Origin of the sequence: Bacillus cereus group sp. BfR-BA-01382 (assembly GCF_022663475.1) — a bacterium.
GTDB lineage: Bacteria > Bacillota > Bacilli > Bacillales > Bacillaceae_G > Bacillus_A > Bacillus_A thuringiensis_S.
On record NZ_JAKUFQ010000122.1, the window covers coordinates 1 to 14,650 of the forward strand.

Sequence of the window (14,650 nt, forward strand, 5' to 3'; positions counted from 1 at the left end):
CAACAGGAGCAACAGGAGCAACAGGCCCAACAGGAGCAACAGGTTTAACAGGAGCAACAGGTGCAACTGGTGGCGGAGCTATTATTCCATTTGCTTCAGGTACAACTCCATCTGCGTTAGTTAACGCGTTAATAGCTAATACAGGAACTCTTCTTGGATTTGGATTTAGTCAGCCTGGTGTAGCTTTAACTGGTGGAACAAGTATCACATTAGCATTAGGTGTAGGTGATTATGCATTTGTAGCACCGCGCGCAGGAACTATTACGTCATTAGCAGGTTTCTTTAGTGCAACAGCTGCATTAGCTCCACTATCACCAGTTCAAGTGCAGATACAAATATTAACTGCACCTGCAGCAAGCAATACGTTTACAGTACAAGGCGCACCTCTATTATTAACACCAGCATTTGCCGCAATAGCGATTGGTTCTACAGCATCAGGAATCATAGCTGAAGCTATTCCAGTAGCGGCTGGGGATAAAATACTGTTATATGTTTCATTAACAGCAGCAAGTCCAATAGCTGCAGTTGCTGGATTTGTAAGTGCAGGTATTAATATCGTTTAATTTGTTACAACGTTTAGTAGGAAATTAAACAGAGGTTTGTATATAGTCCTTCCTAAATTTAGGAAGGACTATATTTTTTGGGGGAATAGGTAATAAATCAATTGAATAATCACTCTTTGTTAAGTTCGTATAAAAAGTATAATTTATCCTTTCCTATTTAAGGAATAAGTTATGTAACATAAAAAAATTCCGGTCAGCAAAAAAAGATGAATTCTTTTACAAAAGAATTCATCCATAAAATAAACTATTTATTTTTATTACAGTTACATCCTTTTTTCTTTACATAGCCTTGCTGAGTTAAGTCTCTTTGCGATTGGGAATTGGAAGATTGGGAATTGGAAGATTGAGAGGATGCTGAAGAGCTACTATTTTTATTATAAGAGTAGTTTTTTCGATAGTTATAATTACTCATAGTACTATCACCTCCAATTTAATATATAAATATTATATGTATGTATACTATCAATTGTTACTATTATTAATAGGAAGAGAAGATACAATAAAAAATCTCCTCGGTATTTTCCTAGGAGATAAATGATGATTATTTTGAAAATTTACAAATTAATAACCCCAGTACAGAGGAAAGTAATAAGAATCTTGGCGATAGGGATTAGGCTGTTGAGTAAGGGGGGGGATTGGATAATTTTTCATTTCACGGTTTTGATTGCAGTTTGCCGGAGGACCAATTACAGTAGTTGATTGAATAGGAGAAATCGCTTGTTTCCATTGTTGTTCATTGAGGCAGTAAGTATGGGCCATCATATGAGCCGGAGTTAATCTTAAAATGTCAGAACCGAAAATAACTTCTGGCGCTGGGGCATTGAAAATAGCTAATAAATGAGTATTATCTGCTGTAGCAATTTCATAATGCCACCACGCTTGTGGAATGTTGGCAACTTGCCCCGGTTTTATCGGTAAGTTTAATATTTGATTCGTAAATGGATTAAGTAAAGAAACAACAGCAGACCCTGAAATACAATAAACAAGTTCAGCTGCATTTTGATGAATATGTGGTTCTACAACATTTCCTGTACTTAAATAAATATCTAATAAAGAAGTATTTTCTAAAGTATTTAATTGTTTAATGCCAAGTACATTTATATAATTTTGGGCATCTTTCTGAAAAAAATTACTTTTATTTACATCATAAGTAAAATTAGTTGAGGGGGAGGTATAGTCGATGTTGGCAGTCAATTGTATTACCCGCCTTTCTATAGGTAAGTTAGGTTACAAAATTAGGATATGTGTCTAGTCTTTGTTTTGTGCTGTTGTCGATAACTTAATAAATTCACTTATTCCATAAAGAATAAGGTATTAAGATTAAACTATATTCGTATTCCCATTCATACTTTGGATTGATGGAAAAAAGTAATGAAAATGTTAACTTAAAATTACATCAATCATTTATAAGGAGTGAATGTTCATGTCATTTAGTGAAATGATTAGAAATGAAGTACTCAGCTGGGCGGGTGTTTCTGAAAAAACGCATCGATTTGGTGGTATTGAAATAAATTATGGCAAGAAAGAACTTGGCCATCTTCATGGTGGTGATAAATTAGCTGATTTACCATTTCCGAAGTTAAAGCGAGATGAATTAGTGAAGCAGGGATTGGTAAAACCACATCACGTATTACCTGAATCAGGATGGATCAGTTATTATATAAAGAGTGAAGAGGATATTCCATTTGCAATTGAGTTATTTCGTATGCAATATGACCGAATTAAAAAGTAATGAAATAAAGTAGGATAATAAAAATTTATTTTTATGTCACATCCCTCCTTAATCGTTCGTCTTGTATGTAGAACGATAAGGAGGGATTTTATTATGAATACATTTGATATAGCAATTGTTGGCGGTGGGCTTGCTGGATTAACAGCATCTATATATTTAGCGAAAGCTGGAAGGAAAGTGATTGTATTAGAAAAGTCGAGTCAATTCGGTGGCCGAGGGATGACTATAAATAAAAATGGAATCTGCATGAATCTTGGTGCACATGCTTTATATAGAGGCGGGGCAGCGTTTATAACTTTTAATGAGCTCGGTATGAATCTTCCAGGTGGAATACCATCTACAAAAGCACATGGAATATGGAAAGGGGATATATTCACCATCCCAACAGATTTTCGCTCAATTTTATCAACACCACTACTTTCGTGGTCTGCAAAAGTACAATTCTCACGTCTTATGATTCGTTTAGGAAATTTAGATGTAGGAGAAATTCCAAAAATGAGTCTAACTACATGGGCAGAAAATGAAATAAAAGATCCAATGGTTCGCAATATCTTTTATGTGCTATGCCGGACGACAACATATACGTTTGCTCCTACAATACAATTAGCATCATCTGTACTAAAGCAAATACAGCTTTCTATAAAAGAAGGAGTGCTTTATGTAGATGGTGGTTGGGAAACGATAATAACAAAATTAAGAGCTATAGCGAACGATGCTGGCGTGCAATTTTTGGCTAAAAAGCATGTTTTGGAAATAGAGCATTACGAAGATAAACAAAGAATACATTGTGTTGATGATGAGGTTTTTGAAGTAGGTACAGTCATCGTGACGACTCCGCCGAAAGAAGCTTGTAAAATAATAAAAGGTGCAGAAGGAACAAGTTTGCATAGGTGGAGTGAACAATCGGTACCGGTTACTGTTGCTGCATTAGATATTGGCTTGAGACAATTACCCAATCCTACACATCAATTTGTATTAGGATTAGATCAACCTATATTTTTCACAAATCAATCGAGAGCAGCTAAATTAAGTGAAGATGGATCAATTGCAGTGAGTCTAATTAAGTACCATAATCCTGTGCTAGCGATGAATCATATTCATGAAGATAAAGAACAGTTGGAAAGTACGATGGAGTTGTTACATCCAAATTGGAAAAGAGAAGTTGTTGCACAGCAATATTTACCGAAAATAACAGTAGTACATGATTTTCCTCATATTGACCGTGTTGAAAAACCGGGCCCAAATATACCTGAAATGCCAGGTATTTATGTTGCAGGAGATTGGGCAGGGCATGATGAAATATTAGCTGATGCTGCGGTAGCAAGCGGGAAACGTGCAGCGTTACACATTTTAAAGCAATATGAAAGTGAGGTAGTTCATCATGGAAACGGAGCAGTTATATGAAGCGTATCAACCATTATTATTTTCGTTAGCATACAGAATTCTTGGGAGCGTTATGGATGCTGAGGATCTTCTATATTATTTATCTCGCTAAATAATATAGAAGATCCTCAATCTATAGAAAATATGAAAGCATATTTATGTAAGATGGCGACAAATCGTTCAATTGATAAATTACGATCGGTAGCGCATAAACGTAACGTGTATGTAGGGATGTGGTTACCAGAGCCACTTGTAGAAGAGAGTGATGAGCCATCAAAGTCATTTATAATGAAAGAATCCCTTTCCACCGCATATTTATTACTTTTACAACAACTATCTGAGGTAGAAAGGATTGTTTTCATATTAAGAGAGGTTTTCAGTTATGAATACGAAGAAATAGCTTCAATTGTTGATAAGAGTAGTGTGAACTGCAGGAAGATCTTTCAACGTGCACGAAAAAGCATTTTGGAGAAACCGAAGCAATCAAAATTAAGCACGGAGAAAATGGCTTCTTATGTTGAAAAGTTTGTATCATCATTACAGTGTGGGGATGAGGAAGGTATGTTAGAAGTATTAAAAACAGATGCTATACTCAAAGCTGATGGTGGTGGTAAAGTTACGACTGCGATTAATCCGATTTATTCTGCGGATCGAATTATGCGCTTGTTCTTTGGGATTGCACAACGATTGACAGAAGAGTACACTGTTGATTTCAAAATGGTAAATGGTATGCCAGGAGTTATAGTTACAATAAATAATAAAGTAACGTATGTTCTTTCGTTTGCATTTGAGGATGAGAAAATTTCAAATATTTATATGATGGTTAATCCTGAAAAACTTATGCATTTAAATGTAAAAATATAAAAAAGCGCATTTCTTCAGAAATGCGTTTTTTATTATTTTTCTAACATTTCAAGAGGTACATCTTTTTCGCCAGCTACCTCAAATTTAATTTCCCCGTCTTCTTCATAAATACGTGTAATAATCGGTATAGTAATCATTAATTTTTTATGCTGCTTTCGTTTTCGAGCAGCATCTAAGCTAATCACGTTCATTTGTAAGCATCCTTTCTTCTGGAAATATATAAACAAAGAAAATGCGTCCGAAAAGGGCGCTTAATTGAATTTGAAATACCGATTCATTTAAATGGGGTTTATATAATTTAATAACTGCAATTTTAATATGAAATAATATGAATGGAATAATTGCACGTAGAAATTAACTTTACCAAAAAACGAAACAATATGCTATAAAAAATTATAAATCTTTGTCATATAACAGGAAAAAGGTTTTTGTTTCGCATATAATAAAAAGTAGACGGGCAGCAAGAGCTTTTTCATCATATTGCTTGGAAAGGCGATGAAAAGAATGGATACAGTAGATTCATTATTATTGCAACTTGAACAATATGGAGAAGAGCATGATCGAAATAAAAAAACAAGGGAAGAAAAATTACGGAATGTTTCTCGTGAGATGGGGCAATTTTTATCAATTTTAGTAAAAGGGTGTAATGCAAAAAACATCTTAGAAATTGGAACTTCTAATGGTTATTCTACATTGTGGTTAGCTAATGCGGTAGAAGAAACGAATGGAAATGTAACGACTGTAGAGCTTTCTTCAGAACGAGTTGGAGAGGCACTTGTCAATTTTGAAAAGGCAAACCTGTTACAAAGAATCGATATTCATAATCAAGAAGCCGGGGCATTTTTAGATTCGCAATTAAATCATTCATTTGATTTTATTTTCCTAGATTCAGAGCGTACGCAATACATGTGGTGGTTTGAGCATATAAAACGTATGTTACAACCAAAAGGTTTTCTTGTTGTTGATAATGCAACTTCTCATGCGAGTGAATTAGGTGAGTTTATAAAAATGATTGAAGAAGATGATACGTTTGAAACGGTGTTATTAGCGTTTCAAAAGGGAGCATTTGTAGCTCGCAAAAATAAATAAAAGTGAGCGTAATAGAATTATCACATTGAAAAAGGGTGAATGTCAAAAGATTGAGTGTAGCACGATTGAAAGAACGTAAATTATTTAGGAAATATATGAAGAATCCGCCTTCAGCATGTAGTTCTCTAGGTCTTAAGTCTGAGGAAAATTATGTTGATTACAGGTATACTTATAGTAAGAAACAGGGAATGACTGCATAAACAGACATTTCTAAAAAATCGATTTCAAGCAGGCAGAATGTATATGAAATACGATATAATTGATGAAATATAGTGCATATGAATTCGCACATATAAATAAAGGAGCGATTTTGTTGACTGAACTCGAGAAAAAAGAACCTGTATCCATTGTGAAAGATAATAATGTAGAAGTAGTAGTTGATACAGTTATAAAAGATGCAGAATTAGAGGAACTAAATAAAGAAGCTGATCTTTATGTACAAAAGTTAAATAGCGAGCAAAATACAGATTTATCAAAAGTATTGTCTCAGCTAGGAGATTTAGGGGATAAAGAGCAACAAGCAGCAGGACAAACGTTATCAGCTTTAAAACGCCCTGTAACAGCGATGATGAATGGGAAAAATGAAGAAATTCCAAATACATTGTTAGAATTACGAAAAGTGGTATCAGAGCTTGATCCCAATTCACTTAAAGCAAGTGGTATGAAGAAAATAATGTTTAAAGTATTCAAGAAAAATCCACTTGAAACATACGTGCATAAATACCAATCTATAGATAAACAAATCGAGGAAATTATTAGATCCCTCCTAATTGGTCGTGATAACCTACAAGAGGATACAGTTGGTCTTGAAATGTTAAAAGAACAATCGCACGATAAAATTCATGCTCTTGATAAACAAGTATACTTAGGGAAAAAGCTTGCTGGCATGCTTGAAGCTGAAAAACAAAACCCAGAGCGTCAAAGGGATATTCCGTTAATTAACGATGCATTAGAAAAGATACTTGTACGTACACGTAATATGCAGCAAGCGAAAAGTGTATTATTACAATCTATAGCTTCTGTAGACATCATTAAGAAAAACAATGAAAAATTAACAGAGGCAATACGTAATGCGATTACGATGACGCAAAACGTTGTAACAGTTTCAGCTGCTATTCAGCTAGCATTAACGAATCAACGTAAAACAATTGATGCCGTAAATGCGACGAATGAAGCAATTGAATCGATGGTGTTAAGTAATTCTCAAGCGTTAAAACAAAATACAGAAGAAACGACGAAATTGCTTGAGAATCCTGCTATTAGCATGGATAAATTACGCGAATCATTCCAAAATGTGTTCGCTGCAATTGAGGCATCTGAAAAATCGTCAGAACGTATTATTGAGTCAAGTAAGAAGTTTGTTATTGAACTAGACACATTTAATGATGAGATGAAGCAGAAACTCATTCAGCGTCCAAGGAAATAACGGATTATTAGAGGAGGTGAACAAATGAGTTTCATTCAAACAGTACTATTACTACTCGGTACATTGCTTTTAATAGCATTTACTGTCGTTGTTTTAGTCGTATATTTCGGACGGAAACTGTATTTTTCATGGACGAAGCCATATAAAAAAGCGCAAGATTCTTTAGATAAGTTATCAAACAAATCAATACCGTTTCTACAAGAATTTACACAACACCCACTGTTTTATCGCTGGATTCGCACCGAAGGAAAGAAAGAACAAAATATACTAAATACTCTATTCTGTGCATCAGGTCAACGTACGAGAGAACAAGTCTTCTCGATGTTACCGAAAGAAAAGCAGAAAAAAGTGCATGTAATGGCAAAAACTACGAAAAAGCTTACAAGTGAAGATATCGATGTGGCTGCGATGAAAGTGAAAGATTTCTTAAGACAAGAAACGCAGCAAACTGTAAAACCGACAGACTTATCATTTTATAAATTGTATTTTTATGACCGTTATCCAGACGCATTAAATACAATTCAAGCGTATAAACGCTCAATAAATCCTTCATTACAAAGAACGGTTGATGATATTACAATTTCAGTATTAAATGCACTTCCGTACTATCAAGAGCAACGCATGTTTGAACAACAACATAAACTTGAAACGTTCTTAATGAAAGATTTAACGGCCATGTTATCGTTGGTAGTACAATTACCACCTTCACAAAGACCAGAGAAGGAAGAAGAATTGAAAATCTACTTGGAAAATTTCAAAAAAGAAATGGAAGTAGTAGAGCGAGATATTCGCGACTCAATTGATCATGATTTAAATGTGAAGATGAGAGCAGCGACTGAGAAGTTTAAGAATAAATAACAAAAAGCGCCTTAAAAGCTAAGTATCACAGCTTTAAGGCGCTTTTTGTTATGAGATTTTATTTTGCTCTAACGGTAGTATGACTAGAAGCCACACTTTCATTATGCAATCGATCAACTGCAGTTACGACATACGTATACATTTCTCCAGAAATAACGGTTTTATCTACATAAATTTCTCCAAGTTTTGTTTTTCTTACAGTAGTAAGTAAATTTTTAGGATTTTGTATATCCACTTCATTTTGCCCATTCGCGCGGTAAATAGCGTAATAAGCAGAATCATTATCTCTATTATCAATGATACCGATTGCAATACCTTCATTTCTTGGAATGGCACCTTTTAATGTCGGTTGTTTTGGTGGATCATGATCAATCCAAGGCATAGGCGGGATTAATGCAGGATGTATATATATGTCTTTTGAGAGTCTATCTTTAACTCCAAGTGGATTGTTATTAATATCTTTTAAGCTAAAATGCATACTACCTTTTATTTCAGGATATAGCCGGTTTAATGTAATTTGTCTTGGATATTCTTCTGGATCAGACCAAGCAGAGACGGAGTTATTATTAATTTTATAGGCCGCTTGACCGATGTATAGGTGAATCGGTTTGTTATTTGTTTCTTTAACCCACCAATCTACTAATATGTCATATGCAGCTGGGGTGAAACCTATATTCCAATATATTTGCGGTGTAATGTAGTCAATATATCCTTTTTGTATCCACTCACGTGTGTCAGCATAAAGGTCATCATAGTTTCTTTGGCCTGCGGTTGTGTTAGAGCCAGTCGGATCGTCCGCTATATTTCGCCATACACCGAACGGACTAATGCCAAACTTTACGTATGATTTTTCTTGTTTTATAGCAGTATTTAAATCTTTTACAAGTTCATTTACATTGTTACGTCGCCAATCTTCTATATTTGTAAATTTACCGTTATTATATGTTTCGTATGTTTTCTGATCTGGAAATTCTTCACCGGCTACTTTATATGGGTAAAAATAATCATCCATATGCAGCGCATCAATATCGTAATTTTGTACGATTTCTAAAGCACCTTCTGTTATAAATTTTTTCACTTCTGGAATACCGGGATTGTAATATAACTTTCCGCCATAAGGTACAACCCAATTGGGGTGTTGCCTTGCAGGGTGATTATTTGATAATCGATTTATATCAGTGTGATTCATCGTTATTCGGTATGGATTAATCCATGCGTGGAATTCTATATTTCTTTTGTGTGCTTCTTCAATCATAAATGCAAGTGGATCGTATCCGGGGTCTTTTCCTTGTGTACCCGTAATGTATTCAGACCAAGGGCCGTAATTTGAGGGATAGAAAGCATCAGCTGTTGGTTTAATTTGTACAACAACTGCATTCATACCAGTGCTTTTTACATCGTCTAATAATCTTATAAATTCTTGTTTCTGCTTTTCAATAGGTAAGCCAGTTTTTGTGGGCCAATCAATATTCAGAACTGATGCGATCCATACAGCACGTAATTCATGTTTTTTGTACGTAGTATTTACTTCAGCATAAGTAGAGTGAGGGGAAATGAAAGAGAAAGGGATGAACAAGATGACGATACAACATATCATTAATAAACGTTTAACGATCATTTATACGCCTCCCTATCATATGATTATTTAAAATAATATCTGAGGTGAGGTTGGCCTTGCAATAGAGAAAATTACACATTGAAACATTAATTTAATAGGAAAAATATTTTTAATGAAATTTACTTTCATTATAACTAAATTCATTTACTACTTCATATGCTTGTTAGTAAAGTGAAACTTCCTTTCATTTGAAGGGTAATAAATTATAAGTATAGGAGGATTAATAAATGAAGGTTTTGTTTGTCTGTTCTGGAGGAATGTCCAGTGCAATTGTTGTAAACGCTTTAAAAAAAGAAGCGGAGAAAAATGGTTTGAACATGGAAGTGCATGCAATTGGAACGAATGAGGTAGAGGAAGAAGTAAAGAATGGCTGGGATGTCGTAATGGTGGCACCTCAAATAAGACACCGATTTGACTCTGTAAAAAAATTTGCAGAGGAGGAATCTATTCCGTGTGGCATCATTCCACCGCAAGCATACACGCCGCTTGGAGGCCCGACTTTATTAAAAACTGTAAATGAATTAATCAGTTAGGGGGAAGCGTTATGAATAAGTTTGTCACGTTTCTTGATAAAAACTTATCTGGCCCGATGGCAAGGCTTTCTGAGCAGAGGCATCTACAAGCAATCCGTGATGGAGTTATTTCGGCGTTACCATTTATTATAGTAGGAAGCTTCTTTTTAATAGTAGCATTTCCACCACTGCCGAAAGATAGTTTCATATCGGTTTGGGCATTAAAGAATCAAACAAGTATATTAATACCATATCGTTTAACTATGTTTATTATGTCCTTATATATAGCATTTGGAATAGGATATAATTTAGCGAAAAGTTATAAATTAGATGCTTTATCAGGAGCACAGCTTGCGGTATGTTCACTACTTTTAACATTAACGCCTGAGTTAATTGATAAAAAAGGATTTATGCTTCCAATGACAAACCTCGGAGGTCATGGATTATTTGTGACGATGATTGTCTCTATTTTATCAGTTGAGATTTTAAGATTTTGTAAGAAGAATAACGTAACGATAAAAATGCCAGAACAAGTACCACCGTCAGTATCACGTTCATTTGAAGCACTTATACCTGCAGCATTCGTTATTATTATTATGAGTCTTATTACAGTCGTTTTTAAAGTTGATTTACATTACGTTGTAGATAAACTAGCCGCACCGTTAGTAAAAGCTGGTGATAGTTACTTTGGCGTTATTATACCTGTATTTTTAATTACGTTTTTCTGGTCTTTCGGGATACACGGAGTATCAGTTGTAGGTACTGTGGCAAGGCCGCTTTGGGATGTGTATTTAGGAAAGAACGGTGAAGCTGTAGCAAGTGGAGCGAGTCATTTTCCGTTTATTGCACCAGAACCGTTTTATCAATGGTTTATTTGGATTGGTGGTTCGGGCGCAACGTTAGGGCTTGTGTTAGCTATGATCGTATTTGGTCGATCAAAATATTCGAAAGCATTATCGAGAACGTGTATTGTTCCGGGGATTTTTAATATAAATGAACCGGTTATATTCGGTTTGCCGATTGTATTAAATCCAATTTTAATTATTCCTTTCGTCATTACACCGTTAGTAACAGCTACTATAGCTTATGCTGCAACAGCGATGGGATTTGTAACACCAACGCATATTATGCCGCCATGGACATTACCTGCTCCAATTGGTGCTTATTTAGCAACAGGTGGAGATTGGCGTGCGATTGCATTAGTTTTTATAAATATAGCAATATCGTTCCTTATTTATTTACCATTCTTTAAAATGTACGACAAAAATATGCTTGAAATTGAAAAGAATGGTGACGGGGAATCTGTTAATCCTTAATCTGCATGCTATTATTTTGAGTGATAGACTTTTTGTCTATCACTTCTTTCACATTAAAACTAGAAAGGGGGAAATAGAATGAATATAAAATTTAGTTATAAAGGCGTATTTTTATTATTATTTGGAGTGATTTGTGCAAATTTACTTTTTGTCCCTTTATTAGGCATGCTAAATCTATCACAAATGCATAGTATCTGGCTCGTTACAAGTATTGCGGCAAGCGTTTTGCTTACGGTAGTTGTTTCTTTCATTGATGGATCGTTTGCATCGAAAGCTCAGTTGTTTTTTAGATTTATATTGTTTTCGATTGGTTGTACGTTCGTTACTTACATGATTGTTTTTTAGTAAATAGGAGGTCATGCACGTTATGTATATTGCAGGGGTAATGTCTGGTACTTCATTAGATGGAATAGATGTAGCGCTCGTTCATATAGAAGGAAGTGGTGTAGATTCTAAAATCGAACTCATCCATTTTACTACTGTTCCATTTTGTAATGATATGAAAAATGAGATCCAACAAGCGTTATCAATTGAAACTTCGAATGTCCAACTTATATGTAGTTTAAATTTTAAACTTGGTTTATGCTTCGCCAATGCTGTAAAGGAAGTTTGTAAAGAGGCCAATTTTCCTTTGAGACAATTAGATTTAATAGGCTCTCACGGACAAACGATTTATCATCAGCCAAAGCAAGAAGGAAATATTATTTCTTCAACATTGCAAATTGGGGAACCAGCAGTAATAGCATATGAAACGAACACGACAGTTATCTCGAATTTCCGAACGATGGACATGGCGGCAGGGGGACAAGGTGCACCACTTGTACCATATTCAGAGATTATTTTATATCGGCATCAAACTAAAAATAGACTACTACAAAATATTGGCGGGATTGGTAATGTTACAGTGGTTCCAAGTAAACGAAGTAATGAGAGTGTTATTGCTTTTGATACTGGACCAGGGAATATGATAATTGATGAAGTATGTCAAAGGTTATTTCAGTTGTCATATGATCAAAATGGTAAGATTGCAAAACAGGGAGTAGTTGTAGATGAAATTTTGACTTATTGTATGAACCATCCATTTTTGAACGTGAAACCACCAAAATCAACAGGTAGAGAACAGTTTGGAGAAGCGTTTGTGACTGAATTATTGAATCGATTTGAAAAGCATAGTAGAGAAAATATATTGGCAACTGTCACAATGTTTACAGCAAGTTCAATTGTTCATCATTATCAGGAATTTATTTTTCCGTATTATGAAATCGATGAAGTAATTTTAGGCGGGGGCGGAAGTTATAATCGTACACTTGTTGAAATGATACGATTTGGATTAAAGGAAGAAAAATGCAAAATATTTACTCAAGAAGATTTAGGCTATTCCTCAGCGGCGAAAGAAGCAATCGCCTTTGCGATTTTAGCAAACGAAACGTATCATCGTAATCCGAGTAATGTGCCGAGCGCAACAGGTGCAAAGCAATCTGTAGTTTTAGGGAATATAACATTCCCTCCAATTTGAAGAGAATGAGGCGAATATATGAAGTATATGATTGGAGTAGATGGCGGGGGAACGAAGACAGAAGCAATTGCATTTGATAAAGACGGTAACGAATTTGCAAGAGCTACAAGTGGATTTGGAAATATATTAATAGATTTTGAAGAAGCTCTTGTGCATATTATGGAAGTGATTGATCAATGCCAGAAAGGGTTATTAAAGGGGGATTGCGTTTGTATTTGTTTAGGATTAGCGGGTGTAAGTGGAGCAAATACAAATGAATTAACATTACGTCTAAAAAAGAAGTATGGAACACCAATTGAAGTATTCAATGACGCAATGATCGCACATGCAGCTACTTTAAAAGGGAATGACGGAATTTTAACAATTGGTGGTACAGGTGCGATTTGTCTTGGAAAGAAAGAAGAAGCGTATGAGTATAGCGGTGGATGGGGACATATTTTAGGTGATGAAGGAAGTGGATATTGGATTGCATTACAATCTTTAAAGAAAATGGCAATTCAATTTGATCAAGGAATCAGTCTTTGTCCATTGAGTTTGAATATTCAAAGGCAGTTTCAACTTTTGACACCGTCTCATATAAAAAGCTTAGTATATACTTCTTCTAAAGATAAAATTGCAGCAATCGCGCCATTAGTTATTCAGGAAGCGAGAAATGGAAATGATGATGCACATGAAATTATAATGCAAGCTGGAAAGGAATTAGCAAGGATTACAGTAAATGTTTATAACAAGTTAAACTTTAAGCACTCAACGCCAATTGCAGTAAGTGGCAGTATATTGCGTTTAGTTCCTGAAATATTTGCTGTATTTAAGAAATGCTGTGAAGAAAGTATGAAAGAAATTATATTTGTATCACAAGCAGAAATGGCAGTGAAAGGAACATATTATTTAATGAGGGATATATATTTTTAAAAATAGCGTATGAGAATTTTTGTATGATTTGTAAAAATATGATGTTAAAATGTATAAAGGGATGTATATTAAAACGTACAATATACGTAGTAATTGAATATTGTATATGTAATCCCATGTAGAAAGTGAATGATTACATGATTAATAGTATGCAGTTTTTATATTTGGTGGCTTCTTATTTAATTGGAAACATCTTGACCGCTTATATAGTAACAAAATTGAGACATAACGTTGATATTAGGGGTGAAGGAAGCGGAAATCCTGGTGCAAGAAATATGGGGCGCGTATATGGAAAAGGGTATTTCATCGCTACATTTTTAGGTGATGCAATTAAAGGAGCAATCGTTGTTACTGTTGCAAAATATCTTTTTGAAGATCCTACATTCGTAATGTTAACATTATTGGCCGTTATTATTGGACATATTTACCCAGTTTTATTTAAAGGTAAGGGCGGTAAAGGTATTTCAACATTTATTGGAGGATTAATCGCATTTGATTATTTGATAGCGCTTACCCTCATAGGCATTTTTATTGTATTTTATTTAATATTTAAAGGATTTACGAAGCCAGGACTAATTACGATTGCTTGTTTACCAATTTGTATGATTCTTTATTCTTATTCTATTGTTACGACTATTTTAAGTGGAATGATTATTGTACTTATTCTATATGTAAATCGAGAATAAAATGAATGTTTAATAAGTGGGGATAGTCTCCACTTATCATTTTTTATTAAATAGATAAAGGAGATAAGGCATGGGGTTAATTTATAAAGTTGCTGATCAAGATTGGGAATTTGAAAGTATACATAAATTAAATTATAAAACTTTTGTGGAAGAGATTCCACAACATGAAGAAACG

General features: G+C 34.5%; 16 protein-coding genes and 1 pseudogene. 14 read left to right on the plus strand and 3 right to left on the minus strand.

Annotated features, from left to right (window positions below):
- Positions 1-563 (plus strand): annotated as a pseudogene (gene exsJ / locus MR160_RS29350) (exosporium protein ExsJ); the annotation flags it as partial.
- A gap of 561 nt (positions 564-1,124) precedes the next feature.
- Here the strand turns inward: exsJ and MR160_RS29355 are convergent.
- On the minus strand, positions 1,125-1,757 hold the full coding sequence (locus MR160_RS29355; protein WP_242298856.1) for a cupin domain-containing protein: 633 nt from the start codon (positions 1,755-1,757) through the stop codon (positions 1,125-1,127).
- Positions 1,758-1,986: 229 nt separating this feature from the next.
- On the opposite strand from MR160_RS29355, the gene MR160_RS29360 reads away from it, so the two are divergent.
- The 4 genes from MR160_RS29360 (at position 1,987) to MR160_RS29370 (ending at position 4,542) form a co-directional block, all read left to right on the plus strand.
- Positions 1,987-2,295: a luciferase domain-containing protein gene (locus tag MR160_RS29360; protein WP_242298857.1), complete on the plus strand. Its 309-nt coding sequence runs from the start codon at positions 1,987-1,989 to the stop codon at positions 2,293-2,295.
- 93 nt (positions 2,296-2,388) lie between these two features.
- A complete protein-coding gene (locus MR160_RS29365; protein WP_242298858.1) occupies positions 2,389-3,699 on the plus strand; it encodes a phytoene desaturase family protein in 1,311 nt (436 codons plus the stop codon).
- Positions 3,677-3,790, plus strand: a complete 114-nt coding sequence (locus MR160_RS35400) for a sigma factor (RefSeq protein ID WP_015945776.1) — start codon at positions 3,677-3,679, stop codon at positions 3,788-3,790. Before MR160_RS29365 ends, MR160_RS35400 begins: the two co-directional genes overlap by 23 nt.
- Complete coding sequence (locus MR160_RS29370; RefSeq protein ID WP_396132098.1) at positions 3,772-4,542, plus strand: sigma-70 family RNA polymerase sigma factor; 771 nt, start codon at positions 3,772-3,774, stop codon at positions 4,540-4,542. Before MR160_RS35400 ends, MR160_RS29370 begins: the two co-directional genes overlap by 19 nt.
- 32 nt (positions 4,543-4,574) lie before the next feature.
- Here the strand turns inward: MR160_RS29370 and MR160_RS29375 are convergent, their stop codons facing one another.
- Positions 4,575-4,733, minus strand: coding sequence for a hypothetical protein (locus MR160_RS29375; RefSeq protein ID WP_001100984.1), 159 nt, complete (start codon positions 4,731-4,733; stop codon positions 4,575-4,577).
- A 304-nt stretch (positions 4,734-5,037) separates the two neighbouring features.
- On the opposite strand from MR160_RS29375, the gene MR160_RS29380 reads away from it, so the two are divergent.
- The 3 genes from MR160_RS29380 (at position 5,038) to MR160_RS29390 (ending at position 7,915) form a co-directional block, all read left to right on the plus strand.
- Positions 5,038-5,631 carry an O-methyltransferase gene (locus MR160_RS29380; protein WP_002082794.1) on the plus strand — a complete coding sequence of 198 codons (594 nt, stop codon included), beginning with the start codon at positions 5,038-5,040 and terminating at the stop codon, positions 5,629-5,631.
- A 313-nt stretch (positions 5,632-5,944) separates the two neighbouring features.
- The gene (locus tag MR160_RS29385) at positions 5,945-7,057 is read left to right on the plus strand and encodes a toxic anion resistance protein (RefSeq protein WP_000137396.1); all 1,113 of its coding nucleotides are present in this window, start codon (positions 5,945-5,947) and stop codon (positions 7,055-7,057) included.
- 24 nt (positions 7,058-7,081) lie between these two features.
- Positions 7,082-7,915 (plus strand): DUF3974 domain-containing protein, encoded by an 834-nt coding sequence (locus MR160_RS29390; RefSeq protein ID WP_000008362.1) that lies wholly within the window; start codon positions 7,082-7,084, stop codon positions 7,913-7,915.
- Between the two features lie 58 nt (positions 7,916-7,973).
- On the opposite strand, the gene MR160_RS29395 is transcribed toward MR160_RS29390, so the two are convergent.
- Entirely contained in the window at positions 7,974-9,533 is a 1,560-nt protein-coding gene (locus MR160_RS29395) for a glycoside hydrolase family 10-like protein (protein ID WP_000636025.1), read from the minus strand.
- A 227-nt stretch (positions 9,534-9,760) separates the two neighbouring features.
- On the opposite strand from MR160_RS29395, the gene MR160_RS29400 reads away from it, so the two are divergent.
- The 6 genes from MR160_RS29400 (at position 9,761) to plsY (ending at position 14,475) form a co-directional block, all read left to right on the plus strand.
- Positions 9,761-10,066 (plus strand): PTS sugar transporter subunit IIB, encoded by a 306-nt coding sequence (locus MR160_RS29400; protein ID WP_000865903.1) that lies wholly within the window; start codon positions 9,761-9,763, stop codon positions 10,064-10,066.
- Between the two features lie 11 nt (positions 10,067-10,077).
- Complete coding sequence (locus MR160_RS29405) at positions 10,078-11,361, plus strand: PTS sugar transporter subunit IIC (protein WP_242298859.1); 1,284 nt, start codon at positions 10,078-10,080, stop codon at positions 11,359-11,361.
- A 78-nt stretch (positions 11,362-11,439) separates the two neighbouring features.
- The gene (locus tag MR160_RS29410; RefSeq protein WP_001021963.1) at positions 11,440-11,706 is read left to right on the plus strand and encodes a hypothetical protein; all 267 of its coding nucleotides are present in this window, start codon (positions 11,440-11,442) and stop codon (positions 11,704-11,706) included.
- A gap of 22 nt (positions 11,707-11,728) precedes the next feature.
- The gene (gene anmK, locus MR160_RS29415; RefSeq protein ID WP_000274969.1) at positions 11,729-12,877 is read left to right on the plus strand and encodes an anhydro-N-acetylmuramic acid kinase AnmK; all 1,149 of its coding nucleotides are present in this window, start codon (positions 11,729-11,731) and stop codon (positions 12,875-12,877) included.
- An 18-nt stretch (positions 12,878-12,895) separates the two neighbouring features.
- Positions 12,896-13,789, plus strand: a complete 894-nt coding sequence (locus MR160_RS29420; protein ID WP_000876579.1) for a BadF/BadG/BcrA/BcrD ATPase family protein — start codon at positions 12,896-12,898, stop codon at positions 13,787-13,789.
- A 137-nt stretch (positions 13,790-13,926) separates the two neighbouring features.
- A complete protein-coding gene (gene plsY / locus MR160_RS29425) occupies positions 13,927-14,475 on the plus strand; it encodes a glycerol-3-phosphate 1-O-acyltransferase PlsY (RefSeq protein ID WP_000610879.1) in 549 nt (182 codons plus the stop codon).
- The last annotated feature ends 175 nt before the right edge of the window (positions 14,476-14,650 follow it).